The organism is Sporomusa sp. GT1 (genome assembly GCF_014634905.1).
Classification (GTDB): Bacteria; Bacillota; Negativicutes; order Sporomusales; family Sporomusaceae; genus Sporomusa; species Sporomusa sphaeroides.
In genome coordinates, this window is sequence record NZ_BMBX01000013.1 from 1 (window position 1) to 13,465 (window position 13,465).

Annotated in this window: 13 protein-coding genes; all 13 read right to left on the reverse strand. The window is 48.2% G+C overall.

Features of this window, described 5'->3' with window-relative positions; genetic code table 11:
* Positions 1-395: 395 nt before the first annotated feature.
* The 13 genes from GT1_RS14390 to kdsA all read right to left on the reverse strand — a co-directional run bounded on the left by GT1_RS14390 (position 396) and on the right by kdsA (position 13,451).
* The gene (locus GT1_RS14390) at positions 396-1,640 is read right to left on the reverse strand and encodes an S-layer homology domain-containing protein (protein WP_188399329.1); all 1,245 of its coding nucleotides are present in this window, start codon (positions 1,638-1,640) and stop codon (positions 396-398) included.
* 206 nt (positions 1,641-1,846) lie between these two features.
* Positions 1,847-3,067, reverse strand: coding sequence for an S-layer homology domain-containing protein (locus GT1_RS14395; protein WP_188399330.1), 1,221 nt, complete (start codon positions 3,065-3,067; stop codon positions 1,847-1,849).
* 239 nt (positions 3,068-3,306) lie between these two features.
* Complete coding sequence (locus tag GT1_RS14400) at positions 3,307-3,723, reverse strand: pre-16S rRNA-processing nuclease YqgF (protein WP_223226272.1); 417 nt, start codon at positions 3,721-3,723, stop codon at positions 3,307-3,309.
* A 285-nt stretch (positions 3,724-4,008) separates the two neighbouring features.
* Positions 4,009-5,160, reverse strand: a complete 1,152-nt coding sequence (locus GT1_RS14405; RefSeq protein WP_188399331.1) for an S-layer homology domain-containing protein — start codon at positions 5,158-5,160, stop codon at positions 4,009-4,011.
* Positions 5,161-5,544: 384 nt separating this feature from the next.
* Positions 5,545-6,816 (reverse strand): DUF3084 domain-containing protein, encoded by a 1,272-nt coding sequence (locus tag GT1_RS14410; protein ID WP_188399332.1) that lies wholly within the window; start codon positions 6,814-6,816, stop codon positions 5,545-5,547.
* 122 nt (positions 6,817-6,938) lie between these two features.
* Positions 6,939-8,027 carry an LptF/LptG family permease gene (locus GT1_RS14415; RefSeq protein ID WP_188399333.1) on the reverse strand — a complete coding sequence of 363 codons (1,089 nt, stop codon included), beginning with the start codon at positions 8,025-8,027 and terminating at the stop codon, positions 6,939-6,941.
* Between the two features lie 10 nt (positions 8,028-8,037).
* Positions 8,038-8,757, reverse strand: a complete 720-nt coding sequence (gene lptB / locus GT1_RS14420; protein WP_188399334.1) for an LPS export ABC transporter ATP-binding protein — start codon at positions 8,755-8,757, stop codon at positions 8,038-8,040.
* Between the two features lie 68 nt (positions 8,758-8,825).
* On the reverse strand, positions 8,826-9,566 hold the full coding sequence (locus GT1_RS14425) for an LptA/OstA family protein (protein WP_188399335.1): 741 nt from the start codon (positions 9,564-9,566) through the stop codon (positions 8,826-8,828).
* Positions 9,563-10,120 carry an LPS export ABC transporter periplasmic protein LptC gene (gene lptC / locus GT1_RS14430; protein ID WP_188399336.1) on the reverse strand — a complete coding sequence of 186 codons (558 nt, stop codon included), beginning with the start codon at positions 10,118-10,120 and terminating at the stop codon, positions 9,563-9,565. Before lptC ends, GT1_RS14425 begins: the two co-directional genes overlap by 4 nt.
* Positions 10,117-10,998 carry a lysophospholipid acyltransferase family protein gene (locus GT1_RS14435; RefSeq protein WP_188399337.1) on the reverse strand — a complete coding sequence of 294 codons (882 nt, stop codon included), beginning with the start codon at positions 10,996-10,998 and terminating at the stop codon, positions 10,117-10,119. The genes lptC and GT1_RS14435 overlap by 4 nt, the downstream gene beginning before the upstream one ends.
* A 42-nt stretch (positions 10,999-11,040) precedes the next feature.
* Positions 11,041-11,586 (reverse strand): HAD family hydrolase, encoded by a 546-nt coding sequence (locus GT1_RS14440; protein ID WP_188399338.1) that lies wholly within the window; start codon positions 11,584-11,586, stop codon positions 11,041-11,043.
* Entirely contained in the window at positions 11,586-12,560 is a 975-nt protein-coding gene (locus tag GT1_RS14445; protein WP_188399339.1) for an SIS domain-containing protein, read from the reverse strand. The genes GT1_RS14440 and GT1_RS14445 overlap by 1 nt, the downstream gene beginning before the upstream one ends.
* A 66-nt stretch (positions 12,561-12,626) precedes the next feature.
* On the reverse strand, positions 12,627-13,451 hold the full coding sequence (kdsA, locus tag GT1_RS14450; RefSeq protein ID WP_188399340.1) for a 3-deoxy-8-phosphooctulonate synthase: 825 nt from the start codon (positions 13,449-13,451) through the stop codon (positions 12,627-12,629).
* Between the last annotated feature and the right edge of the window lie 14 nt (positions 13,452-13,465).

Below are 13,465 nucleotides of genomic sequence, written 5' to 3' on the forward strand. Positions count from 1 at the left end.
CATCCAACTGTTTCTTGACAGCTTATTTGCTATGCTCATTTTCCTTGTTGAGCACCTTGGCTCAGGATTTCAGACTTCTCCTCCTTTGATCCCTCGGCTTGTTATCCAACGTCACGTCTACTATCAGAGCCACTTCCCGCAAGAACGGCATCATCCCGGTCAACGTTACAGATAACAATAAAACGAGGGCGGCATTTCAGAGCTGAGTTAACCAACTTTCACTGGTAACTAACCCCATGAGCCACACCCTCGTTCATTATTAACTATATCACTTTTATTGAGGGTGTGCTACCACTTCCTATGGTAGACCCCGTTCCTGCGTTCCTAATTAGAGCGTTTAGAATTTGGACAAAAAAATTTCCCGCCAAAGCTTGGCGGGAAATTCAAGGAATTTTTTAGAAGAAGAATTCAAGCTGACTTCTGAAATACGTACCGTCGCGGTCAACACCGGTTGCAGTAGCTTCTAAATCAGCATACGATGTGGTCCAAAGAGCATTTTTCATTGGCGCATAAGTAACGCCGATTTCATAACCTTTTGCACCAACACCAGCACCAGCAGCACTTATTACCTGATCATAATCATATGTCGAGGAAAGCATAGTGCTTGCATCTTGATTACGATATGCTGCCCACATACCAAAGCTTCCTTTATTTTTAGCGCTTGCGCCTTTGTAGGAAAGCTTAGCTGCATAGCCTTTATCATCATCATCAGCGTTGCTCTTCAAATATACACCCTGAATATTAAGGGAAGGAGTCAATTGATAGTCCATACCGACTTCGTAAAGCTTAGCATTATCTTCATTAAGAGTTTTATTGTAGTCTACACCAAAATAAGCAGCTTTTGCATTTAATTTCTTGCTGAAAGAATAAGCCAAGCTAGCGATATAGGTATTGTTTCTATCGTTTGCCGCATTAGGAGCTATTTCTGAATAATGATCTTTACCAGCAAACAGGTTGGCTTTGAGTTTATTACCAAAGCCAACATTGATACCGTCAACAGTATCGTCTAATGCAACACCATAAGCAGGTTTTACATCATAACGACCAGCAGTTACATCAAAGACACCGACTTTACCCTGAACAAATGCCCAGTTGAGTGAAGTAGGATCCTCGCCACCTGTAGTCCTCAGATTTTGAACATTTTGTAAACGTCCAGTATATGTCCACTCGTCGTTAATTTTACCTTTAACGATAAGACGAGTCCGAAGGGCTTGCTGCATGTCACCAATCTTTGCAGTTTCGTTGTTATCATATCTGGCACGAATAACACCGGTAATTGTTACATTGTCGATTTTCTTTTCAAGATTATCAACACGAACACCCAGGTTGTTCAGTTCTGCGCCGTATTCAGCAGCAAGAGCATCGATGGTTTTTTGAGTTTCAGCATCGACTTTTTCGCTGTTAGCCATTGCTTTGGCGATGATGGTAGCCATTTCATAACGGGTCATGGTTTTGTCACCTTTGTAGGTGCCATCGCCGTAACCGGATACTACGCCGGATTGGGCAAGCTTGGAAACAGCGTCATAGGACCAGTGTTTCGCAGGAACGTCAACGAACGGGTTAGCAGGTGCTGCCAGCGCAGTGCCGGCAACGCTCATTGCAAATACTGCTGCAAGAGCCATAGCGGTTTGTCTTTTCATTGTGTGTTTGCCTCCTTAGGTTTTGGAAATTTTGTTTTGAGCTTCCTAAGAAGTCCGGATAGAGTGTCCATGTTTCCTCTATTTTTCTTCCTAGTCTGCTTTTACATGTTATTATATTCTACACCAGGAAGCATATTCCTGCTTTATACGCAATTTTTGTAAAAAAAATTTCCCGCCATTGCTGACGGGAAATTTTAAACTCAATGCTAGAAGAAGAATTCCATTTGGGTTCTGAGATACTTACCTTTCATATTAGTGTTATCAGTAGAATCTAAATCAGTATAAGTCGTAGTCCACTTACCATTTTTGAACGGAACATAATCAAAACCGATTTCATACCCCTTACCACCATATGAGTCATCATTCGCGTCTAGTATACTCGCTGTGTCTAGGGTTGAGGAAAGTACAACCTGTTCCAGGTCGCGATAGTTGACCCAAGCACCGAAGCTGCCTTTATGGGCAATATCTGCGCCCTTATAGGAGATTTGAGTGAAGAGTCCTTTATCTTGATCAGTTACATTACTCTTCAAATAGGCACCGCTTACATTGACGGTAGGAGTCAATTGGTAATCCATACCTATTTCAGCGAGTTTAGCATTAGTTTCGCCTGCTGTTTGAGGATCAATATGGAAGTAAGCACCTTTTACATTCCATTTATCGCTTAACGCATAGCTCAAATTAGCAATATAGGTGTTGTCGCCGGTTCCATCCTCAACATAATCTTGTTTGCCAGCGAAAAGGTCTACTTTGAGCTTATTGCCGAAACCAATGTTGATACCGTCAACAGTATCGTCTAAAGCAATACCATAAGCGGGAGTAACATCAAAACGACCAGCTGTAACATCAAAAATACCCATTTTGCCTTGAACATATGCCCAGTTAAGCGAAGTACCATCTTCGCCACCTGTAGTTCTCAAATCTTGTTCATTTTCAAGACGTCCAGTATATGTCCACTCGTCATTAATTTGGCCTTCAATCATAATCCGTGAACGAAGACCCTGTGACATCTTCTTAACATTATCAATTTCGTTATTCTCATATCTGGCACGAATCTCACCTGAAAGCTTGACATTGCCAACTTTCTTTTCGAGGTTGTCAACGCGAACACCCAAGTTGTTCAGTTCTGCGCCGTATTCAGCAGCAAGAGCGTTGATGGTTTTTTGAGTTTCAGCGTCGGCTTTTTCGCTGTTAGCCATAGCTTTAGCGATGATGGTAGCCATTTCATAACGGGTCATGGTTTTGTCACCTTTGTAGGTGCCGTCGCCATAACCGGATACTACGCCGGCTTGGGCAAGCTTGGAAACAGCGTCATAGGACCAGTGTTTTGCGGGAACATCAACGAAGGGGTTAGCAGGTGCTGCCAGCGCGGTGCCAGCAACGCTCATTGCAAATACTGCTGCAAGAGCCATAGCGGTTTGTTTTTTCATCGTGAGTGACCTCCTTAGGTTTTGGAAATTTTGTTTTTGAGCAGTGGCCTAAGAAGCAAATCATTTGAGTGTCCAAGTTTCCTCAAAAGTTTCTTCTTGCGCTTATGCTTCTATCTTAACGTCTGCTTTAATCAGACGCAAAGAACAAGAATTTTTTAACAAAAAGATTTTTTTCTTACGTTTGTGAATTATTCTACATGAAAAACATAATTCCTGCTTATTTGGTATTTTTTTAGTAATTATGGTTGATTGGCAAAATACCGTTCAGCCAGAATCACAGCAGCGTAATCGTCTACCGGGACCGGCGGCACTTGCAGGGTAGTGGGTATGAGGCGTTTCAGGCCCCGGGGCGGATTATCCTGCCAGTAGCGTTTACGGGCCTCATCGGTGGAACGGTATTCATTAACAGGAATCAGAGTTAGCCTTTGGCCGTTCACGCGAATTGCATCAAGTTCTGTCCGGGCGGTAACAGATGTGGTACTGTTGCCAATAATTACGGTAGTAAGCTTATAGCTTGCAGCCAGGTTAGCCGTGGCCGCGGCTAGTCCGGGGGTTGCAATAATGGTTTTGCAAATAATACCCTGTTCTTTATGTACTACAGCCAGACCGCATTTTTCCCGGCCCGGGTCGATGGCTACCACCATATCTTCCGGCACGTTATTGTTCGCTCCTTATTTATATGCGTAAAACCAGTGATGAGCTTCTGGTATTTTTAAAACATCATCTTGTTAAGAATGGTTTTCAATTAGCTAGATACATTATTGCAAACCTATCCTTTTTTGTCAAGTATTTTTTCCTGTCCGGGGCTTTCTATACCTGTAAGCGGTGCGTACTCTGCTTGTACCCTTCCGTAGTAAATAAACTGCGATTGCAACGCAAGTGGGTAACAAGGCACACAAAAAGGACGCCCAAAGGCGTCCTTAATGCTGCGGAATGCATTATTAGAATTTAACGTTGATGGCAGCCTGGGTACGAGCGCCGCCGTCGATTTCAGTACCGTCTTGTTTTTCGAAGTCTTGGTATTTAAGGTTCAAAGTAGTGTTTTTAGCAAGTGCGCGGTCATATCTTACTTCAAGACCTTTGTAACCGTCTTCGTCTTTGAGACTCTGCATATCATTGTTCATACCGGAGTATGCGGAGTTAGCGCCGTCTTCTACGTCACGATACAGGGCAGTCAGGCCAAGCTTGTTGAACTTCAGGCCATAAGCGGCAGCATTGGCGTCAGTGTTGCCTTGGTCAACATTGTAGAATTCGCCGAGGGCAGTTACGCTGTTGGTCAGCTTAATGCCTACGTTAGCGCCATAAACATCTACATCATTGGTTGCTGTGTCATATTTTACATAGTCGGCAGTAATATCAGCTGCGCCCAGTTTCATACCGTATTCAGCACCATATACTTCGTTGCTGTCCTTCAAATGACCGGCAAACAGTTTCAGGTTGCCAATTTCGGAAGTAATACCAGTCATTGCATAGTCATGCAGGAAGCCATTGCCAAGTACCAGATCCTGACGGCCAATGGTGTTGGTCAGGCCAAGAGCGTCGAAGCTTACATTGGCTGTGTCAAGTTTGATACCGGTTTTGGTAGTGAAGTCGTCATTATAGTTCATGTTGTCGCTAGTCAGACGGGCATTGAATTTCAGGTTGTCGTTGATTTTGCCGTCAAAGCTTACACGGGCACGGAAATCAGTGTTGTCGTAGCTGTCGCTGGCGCCATAACGTACACGGGCGTCACCGGAGATTTTAACCATGTTGTCAACTTTTTTGTCAATGGCTTCTACTTTGATGCCCATGCTGTTCAGTTCGGTAGCAAATTCCTTGGACAGTTGATCCACAGTTTCTTTTTGGTCACTGTTGAGGTCTTTTTGCATAGCAGCAGCAACAATGGAAGCCATTTCGTAACGGCTGACTGTTTTGTCGCCTTTGAAGGTGCCATCTTCGTAGCCTGTTACTACACCGGCTTGCGCCAATTTGTTTACAGCATCATAGGACCAGTGTTTTGCAGGAACATCGGAGAAGGGGTTAGCGAAAGCAGGAACAGCGAAGGCTACGGTAAGAGCGCTGGTTACAGCTAGTTTCAGAAGTCTTTTGTTCATTAGAGAATCCCCCTTGAGATATTTTTAATTTCGCGGGTGTCGCCACCGGCATACCGGGAGGTCCACCCGTTCAAGGGGGAGGCTTTTGAATGAGTGTCCACGTTTCCTCAATCTGTCCTTCCTCTCTGCAGGGCTTTTTTCTCGATACGCACCTGCCGCATTCCGCAGGTTTTATATTAACATAATTTCGACACTCTTTCAAGGATTCCTGCTAAAACCGCAGTTGTAAGTTTTGGTAAAATCCTTGTTTTATAAGCATTTATTGGCAATGCCTTCGTGTCTTGACAGTTGTTATGTTGTTTACATAATCAACTTTCATGTTACTATAGATTCGCCTAAAAAAGAAAGAATCCTGCTTGGTAAGCAGGATTCTCAGGTGGTAAGTTATGGAACGCTTTTAATGCCAATTTCGATTCGTATCGGTCCGACGGTGTAGGTATCCTGTTCAGTTACGGCAGAAAGCTCAATCTTGCCGCGGTGGCGCCCGACTTTGTTGATGGTTTCAAACAGTTCGGAGCCGCTCATGCTGCCGACTGTGCCTTGGATGGGGTCAGGCAGGATGCCTTTTTTGACAGCAGCCATATTGACTTGCTGCAGGAAAGCCATGACGGTTTCTTCAGCCTGATGCGGCTCTCCTGACATGGTAACCACTTCACGGTAGACGGTCTCATCTTTGCGGTAAATGAGGTGGTTGGGGAACAGCTCCAGACCGCCGATAACCGGTTCACCGTATACGGTGTTGCCTACTGCCGAGATACGGACAATGACCTCCTGATTGGTTTGGGCAATCAAAGCCGACGCTTGCTCGAAGTCGGAGCGGGCAATCCATAGTATCTCCAGTTTCTTGTCAGCTACATTAAGTTTGTCCAGTAGCATAGCATTGGTTTTGTAGATGGCTTCGCCTAATGCTCCGGCGGTATCCTCCGGCCCCTTGCCGCCCTCCACCACGGTGGTGGACAATACTTCACCGGTACGAAACACTACGGTACCCTCTTTGGCAATCTGGAGGCCTTGTTTGAGGTTTGTCGCCACTTCGTTCAAGTGGTCAAGGTCACTTTGCAGTTCTGTTTTGGCGGTGTTCAGTTCATCTATTTTAGTAGTAAGACCGGCAATACGGTCATCCAATTCTTGTTTGGTGGCCTGCAGACTTTTAATATTCTGCTGGTAGGCAGCTAAATCACGCCGGGCTGCGGCATAGTCTGTCTGTAGCACAGTTAAAGCAGCCGAGGCCTTGTCTCGTTCGCTGGTTACTTCGTTCAACTCAGCCTTGCTGCGGCTTAACTGGTCAATGGTTTCTTTAACCTTGGTGCTGACGGCTGTATATTCAGCCGTTTTGGTTTCAAGCTCGGCACGGCTTAGTTCAAGTTCCTGGGTTTTTGAATCCACTTCGCCATTTAGGAATACCAGTTGGGCTTTAAGCTCTTCCATGCCAAACAGCGCCGTACGGACATCCCAGGATACAGCCGTCATTAAGCCCAGAGTAGCGGCTGAAATCAGGATCCCGGTAACAATGGTAACAATAATTGAGGTGTGCTTGGGCCTGAGACCAAAGATACTGAGTTTTTTCTTTCCTACTTTGGTGCCTAGTTTGTCGCCAATATAGGCAATGGCTCCACCCATCACGGCAATTATAGCAATCAATGCCAAACCATACATGGTATCCCTCCTCTCTATAGAAACCGGCACGTGCGGCCGCTATACAACGCTGCGACGCTGGCGCTTAACCTCCGCTTATGCATAACGGCCGCCCGCGCCTCAGCAATGGTAACGGTTTTTCTTTACTTGGAGGCCTTGTAGATCAAATATATCCCGGCAATGGTACCGGCAATGTTGGGCAGCCAGGCTGCGAGCAGCGGCGGCAGGGCCCCGCCCTGCCCTAAGGCGCCGGAGATGGTCAGTACCGTATAGTACATGAAAATGATGATAATGCTTAACCCAAAACCGATGGAGGAGCTTGAACGGTTAGGCGACAGGCCCAACGGCGTACCGATCAGGGCGAAAACAAAGCTGGCCATGGGGATAGCCACCCGCTGGTAGAGTTCGACTTCATATTTACCAGTGCTGACATATTCTCGTTTCAGGACTGCGATTTGCTCTTTCAGTTCCTGCATGGTCATTTCATCCGGTTTTTTTTGTTCCTGGGAAATGGCTTGCGGATTTTTTTCAATCGGCATTACCTGCTCCTGAAACTTAAGAATCCTGCCGACCTTGCCTTCGTTAGAAAGGTCGGTAATGGTGCCATTATACATAATCCAGCGGTCTTCCGCCCACTTGGCGGCTTCAGCGCTTTGCACCCTGACCAGGCGTCCGTTCTCAAATTCCTGGACAGATACTTTACTCATGGTATTGGTATCTGCCATGAAGTTTTGGGCATAGGTCAAGCGTTCAATGTTGCTGCCTTTGACATCTTTGACAATAATGTGTTCCTGTGATTTGGGCCGGGACTGTTTTTCTATTTCATACCGCACAATATAACTATAACTCGCATTGGCGGCCGGCACAACCTTTTCGTTAAGGGCAATGGCGGCCACACTGACAACCATCGCGGTAATGATAACCGGAATGGTCAGCCGGAAAAAGCTAAGTCCGCCTGAACGCATGGCCGTTATCTCGCTTGAACTGGACAACCGGCTAAAAGACAATAGCGCCGCCAGCAGCATGGACATCGGAAACGTCAGGACGACAATCCCCGGCAAGCTATAGACAAATAGTTTGACGACCGTGGTGATGGGTGCGCCATATTTCGTAACATATTGGGCAATCCTAAACAGCGTGCTGGTACCGATAAAAATGCTGGAAAAGGCGGCGATACCGAAAAAAAACGGGCCAAGCAGCTCTTTGAGGATGTATTTGTCAAGTATACGCATGAATTTCTCCTTACAAGCTGAAGTTGTGGCCAAGATAATATTTTTTCGCGACTTCGCTGTTGGCAATGGTATCGCTGTCGCCGTCGATAAGGATTTGCCCTTCATTGAGGATATACGCTTTATCAACAATGCTCAGGGTTTCCCTGACATTATGGTCGGTAATGAGTACGCCGATGCCGCGTTGTTTGAGATAGCTGATAATCGCCTGGATATCGGCTACCGCAATCGGATCAACACCGGCAAAGGGCTCGTCCAACAAAATAAAACTTGGATCGGTAGCCAGCGCTCTGGCGATTTCCACCCGCCGGCGTTCGCCGCCTGAGAGTTCAGAGCCTTTGCGTTTACGGACATGGTCAACATGGAATTCCTTCAGTAAGCTTTCCATCTTGGCGTTGGCCTCATCAGCAGTTAACCTGGTGGTTTCCAGGATGGCCATAATATTGTCTTCTACCGTAAGTTTGCGAAAAATGGAGGCTTCCTGCGGCAAATAGCCGATGCCATAACGGGAACGCTGATACATTGGCATATGGGTTATTTCTTCATCATTAATAAATATCTGACCACTGCTGGGACGCTCCAGGCCGACAATCATATAGAAGGTGGTGGTCTTCCCTGCACCATTTGCGCCCAGGAGACCGACAATTTGTCCCTGGTCCACACGCAGGCTGACACCGTCGACCACATTACGGGTTTTAAAGGTCTTGATCAAGTCACGGGTTTCGATATACATATCGCCAACATCCTCACTAGCTATCTATTCGGCATTAACAAATATTGCAGGCGCAGTCGTTTTCCCGGTTACTGCGGGGTAATGACAAGCTGGTTGCGGCCGCCGCTGGCGTCCATGGCCTTTTCATCAAGCCGCAGGGTCAGTGTCTCTCCAGCCAGAACATTGCCGTCCTGGACGGCACGGGCATTGCCTGTCAGGATAACCTTGCTCTGTCCCTTGGGTTCCCCGTAGTAGGTCGCCATATTGGCGGTGGCGTCAAGCTTGCGCACCGGGCTGACAATATGAACCGAGCCGGTGCCGGTGGCGCTATTTTCGTTGATAAAAGCTTCAATTTTATCGGCAGTCATGGTGCCGTCAGGCATTTCAATCCTGCCGCTTTCCGGCACCAGAACATATTGCGTGTCAGGGAAATATTCCACCTGCGGACCGGTAAGGCGTTTATCGCCCTTGGTCAGGACGGCATCCCCCCTGGCAATCAGATGGGAGTTATTTTTGTAGGTCTGTACCTGGGCGGCGCTCAGGGTGGCATCCTGGCTCACGGCTTGTACACCACCGGTAAGCTGGCCTTCCTGACTTTTAACATTGTATTTGGCTTCAGCGCCGGTCATTACTGTCTGGCCCTGGGTGATGCGGACCCCACCGGTAGCATGCATGATACCGCTGGGCGCATCGTATTCAATGGCATTGGCCGTAATCTCGACAGGCGTTTTGGCTGCAGGCTGCGGCGCAGCCCCGGCAAGCAAACTGCCGACGCTTAAGGTTATCGCCGTAAATACAGTGAGTAATGTACACTTCCTATTGATTTTCATTCATTCTTCCCTCCTGTAACGACCTTAGCGTTGCCGTAGATTTTAAATTTTTCCATTTTATCATCGGTTTCCAGCTTATCGCCGGTAATGGTGGTATCGCCTCTGGTCAAAGTAACGCCGCCAACACCGGTAAAGTGCTTGGGTTCCCCTGACCACCAGGCCTCAGGTGCGGTAAATACCGCCCCATTGCTGTTTATGGCCCTGATATTCCCTTGCATGGAAATGTCGCGTGTTTTGGTATCAAGTGTCGCCCGGTTGGCGCTGATATCCACTGTACCGTCTTTTTCCCGGTAAAAGGTTCCTTTAAGGTTATTCAGATAGATGGTGTTTCCCGTGGGAGCAGCCTCTATGGTATCGGCATTCAATTCCCACAGTTTTTTACCATCCTCTTCTTCGACAATGGTGCTTCCGGAAAATGTAAGGTTGAGCGGAGCTTGAGACGGGGTTGCCGGGGAATCGGTTGAATCGGCAGCACTCCCCCAGAAGAAGTAGTAGACTCCTCCTGTCAGGATCAGCAGCGCGCAGGCAATCGCCAAATATCGCTTACTCTTCAAGAAGACTTCACCTCAGTATTCCAGCGCTTTTTAAACCATAGCCATTCATCAGGATAGTCTTTGACTGCTGACTCAATGATTCTGGTCATGCGTTCGGTCATAGTATATAAATCGGCCTCCGGATTGCCGGTGTCTTCAAAATAAATGGGCGGCTCCAGCATGATGCGGTGGGTGCCGTCAGGGTTGCGGACAATAAACCCCGGTACCACAGGGGCTTTGAACTTGCGGGCAAAAACGGCCGGCCCCAGCGGGGTTGCCGCAGGTTTTCCTAAAAAATCAACAAATACGCCGTCATGGCCGGCGTCCTGATCGGCAAAAAAAGCCAGCATTTTGCCTTTTTTTAGAGCTCTGGCGGCGCCGATAATTTCACTGGTGCCGCTGGCAAACAGTTCTATGCCAAACAACTCACGGTGTTCGTTCAGTATCCTGGTATGGTGCTCATTAGGCTGAGCCTTTATGATGTCGGCAACAGGAAAGCCTTCCAGCGCCAGGGCTGCGCCAAACCATTCCCAGTTGCCCAGATGGCCTGTCAGAAAAACAACGCCCTTTTTCCCGGCCAGCGCCTCCTCCAGGTAATGACGATTTTCAATGGTGATATAGCGCCTGACCTTTTCCTGGGTCAAAGCCGGCATATGCAGGACTTCAAGGAAGGTCTGACCTAATTTGATAAAAGATTTTTTTATCATGGCTTCGGCCTCAGGCTGCGACAGCCCGAGCCGCTCCTTGCTCTGTTCAATGGCCCGGATACGCTGTTTTTTGGCTAACCGGTAATAGAGCCGGCCAAGGATCCTGCCGGTAGAAAGCAAGACCGGATGTGGCAGCAGGCACACCAAGCGGCTGGCTAGTTTCCATATATGATATTGCCATTCATTTGCCATGTGTCTGCTCCTTTCTCCAAGAGATGCTCTTGGTACTATTTACTACTGTTCCAGGCTGAACCTGTCTTTGTTCAGATATTCGGCAATTATTCCGTCCCATTTTCCCTGCGCCTTAAGAATATGCTCAATAATATCACGGACAGCGCCATCGCCGCCCGCCCGGCCGGAAATGTATCTGGCCACGGCTTTCACTTCGGCCACGGCATTGGCCACCGCGCAGGGAAAGCCAATCTGCACCATGACAGGCAGGTCATTGATGTCGTCGCCCACATAGGCTATCTGTTCCGGGGTCAGGGCATGCTTTTTTATAAGCTCCTGCAAGGCCGTAACTTTATCGGCAGCGCCTTGATGGATGTCGCCGATGTTGAGCTCAGTGCCGCGGCGGCGTACGATTTCACTGTTACGTCCGGTGATGATGGCCGTCTTTAAGCCGGCCTTGTGCGCCAGCGATATTCCCATACCGTCCTGACAGTGGAACGCCTTTAGCGCCTCCCCTTCCTGACCGAAGATAATATGGCCGCCGGTCAGCACTCCATCCACATCAAAAATGATGAACTTAACTCGGGCAGCATAGGGGACACTATTCATTATACCACTCCTTGACGTAATAAGTCAGTAAGGTGAATAATACCAATTGCACGAAATTCACTGTCAACTACTGGCAGCACGGTAATGGGGCGTGGTTTGTTTTTTTCCATAAAATTAAGAGCCTGGGCCGCCAACCTGTCTTTAGTAATGGTGCGGGGCTGTCTGGTCATTAGCCCGGCTACCGGTTTATCCAGGAAATCATGTCCTTTTTCCAGACTGCGGCGAATGTCGCCATCTGTTAACAATCCCACAAGTTTCATGCTCGCCAGTGACTCAACCACTAAAACGGCGCCAAGTCCCTGGGCGGTAATGGAAAATAACGCTTCTTTTACCGTCTTGTCCGGTGTTACTGCCGGCAAATCACTGCCGCCATGCATGACATTTTCTACGGTGAGCAGCAGCTTGCGTCCCAAGGCACCGCCAGGGTGGTAGAGGGCAAAATCCTCCGGGGTGAAGTTGCGGGCCGATAATAACGCAATCGCCAGGGCGTCGCCCATCGCCAGGGTGGCGGTAGTGCTGGCAGTAGGGGCTAAGCCGAGCGGGCAGGCTTCTTTGGCTACCGCCACATCAAGAAAAACATCTGCATTCTGTGCCAGGGTAGATTTAGCGCGGCCTGTCATGGCAATAATCGGTGTACCAATACGTTTAAGGGTCGGCAGCAGGCCAATCACTTCATTGGTCTCACCGCTGTTGGAAATAGCCAGGACAATGTCATGAGAGGTAACCATCCCCAAGTCGCCATGAATGCCTTCGGCCGGATGAAGAAAAAAGGCCGGCGTACCGGTGCTGGCCAGGGTTGCAGCTATCTTTTTGCCAATAATACCGGATTTGCCCATACCGCTGACAACTACCCGGCCGGAGCAATTGATAATCATTCCCATTGCAATGGTAAATTGTTCATTGATCCGGGGAATTAGGGCACGAATAGCTTCCGCCTCCAGCTCCAAACAAGCACGGGCATGTTCAATAGGCATTGTAATTTCCTCCTTAAAACACGGGATTGACACCTGGTGCTGCAGCACTTGGCAATCCCGTGTTCCTTACTTATGTTTTCTTACTGCATTATCGATGGCGATTACATCCTGCAGCAGTGCTTCCAGTTTGTCGACATAGAGCATATTGGCGGCATCTGACTTGCCTTCCGGCGGATTGTCATGAACTTCCATGAACAGCATGTCAACTCCGGCAGCAACTGCCGCTCTGGTCAGATAGGGCACAAATTCGCGTTGTCCGCTGGAACTGGTGCCGGCGCCGCCGGGCAGCTGGACACTGTGGGTGGCATCAAATACCACCGGATAACCAAGGGACCGCATAATCGGCAGGGAACGGAAATCCACTACCAGATTATTATAGCCAAAGGTAGCGCCCCGTTCTGTCAGCAAAATATTACGATTGCCGGCCTCTTCCAGCTTGGCAATGACATTTTTCATATCCAGCGGTGCCAGGAACTGGCCCTTTTTTACATTAACAGCTTTACCGGTGCGGCCCGCCTCATATACCAGGTCGGTCTGACGGCAGAGGAAGGCCGGTATCTGAAGAATATCCAGAACCTCGGCTGCAGCTTCAATCTGGGTGACACAATGAATATCACTGACCACCGGCACTTGCAGCTCTTTTTTAATATGCGCCAGGATGCTCAGGCCTTCTTTCAGGCCGGGACCGCGAAAGGAATTATAGGAAGAACGGTTTGCTTTGTCATAGGACGCTTTAAAAATATAAGGAATCTGCAAGCGGCCGGCAATTTCCTTGATTGACCGGCCGATGGCCAGGGTGCGCTCAGGATCTTCAATAACACAGGGTCCGGCAATCAGCACAATAGGGTTCTGTCCGCCAACTGTGATGTTTTGAATTTGTACGGTATGCATAGTTTCGCCTCCTG

What these genes read in the sequence shown, in the direction of transcription:
- GT1_RS14390 (WP_188399329.1), bottom strand. Translation starts at nt 1,640, where the DNA reads ATGAAAAGACAAACCGCTATGGCTCTTGCAGCAGTATTTGCAATGAGC.
- kdsA (WP_188399340.1), bottom strand. Translation starts at nt 13,451, where the DNA reads ATGCATACCGTACAAATTCAAAACATCACAGTTGGCGGACAGAACCCT.
- GT1_RS14415 (WP_188399333.1), bottom strand. Translation starts at nt 8,027, where the DNA reads ATGCGTATACTTGACAAATACATCCTCAAAGAGCTGCTTGGCCCGTTT.
- GT1_RS14435 (WP_188399337.1), bottom strand. Translation starts at nt 10,998, where the DNA reads ATGGCAAATGAATGGCAATATCATATATGGAAACTAGCCAGCCGCTTG.
- GT1_RS14425 (WP_188399335.1), bottom strand. Translation starts at nt 9,566, where the DNA reads ATGAAAATCAATAGGAAGTGTACATTACTCACTGTATTTACGGCGATA.
- GT1_RS14440 (WP_188399338.1), bottom strand. Translation starts at nt 11,586, where the DNA reads ATGAATAGTGTCCCCTATGCTGCCCGAGTTAAGTTCATCATTTTTGAT.
- lptB (WP_188399334.1), bottom strand. Translation starts at nt 8,757, where the DNA reads ATGTATATCGAAACCCGTGACTTGATCAAGACCTTTAAAACCCGTAAT.
- GT1_RS14410 (WP_188399332.1), bottom strand. Translation starts at nt 6,816, where the DNA reads ATGTATGGTTTGGCATTGATTGCTATAATTGCCGTGATGGGTGGAGCC.
- GT1_RS14395 (WP_188399330.1), bottom strand. Translation starts at nt 3,067, where the DNA reads ATGAAAAAACAAACCGCTATGGCTCTTGCAGCAGTATTTGCAATGAGC.
- GT1_RS14405 (WP_188399331.1), bottom strand. Translation starts at nt 5,160, where the DNA reads ATGAACAAAAGACTTCTGAAACTAGCTGTAACCAGCGCTCTTACCGTA.
- GT1_RS14445 (WP_188399339.1), bottom strand. Translation starts at nt 12,560, where the DNA reads ATGCCTATTGAACATGCCCGTGCTTGTTTGGAGCTGGAGGCGGAAGCT.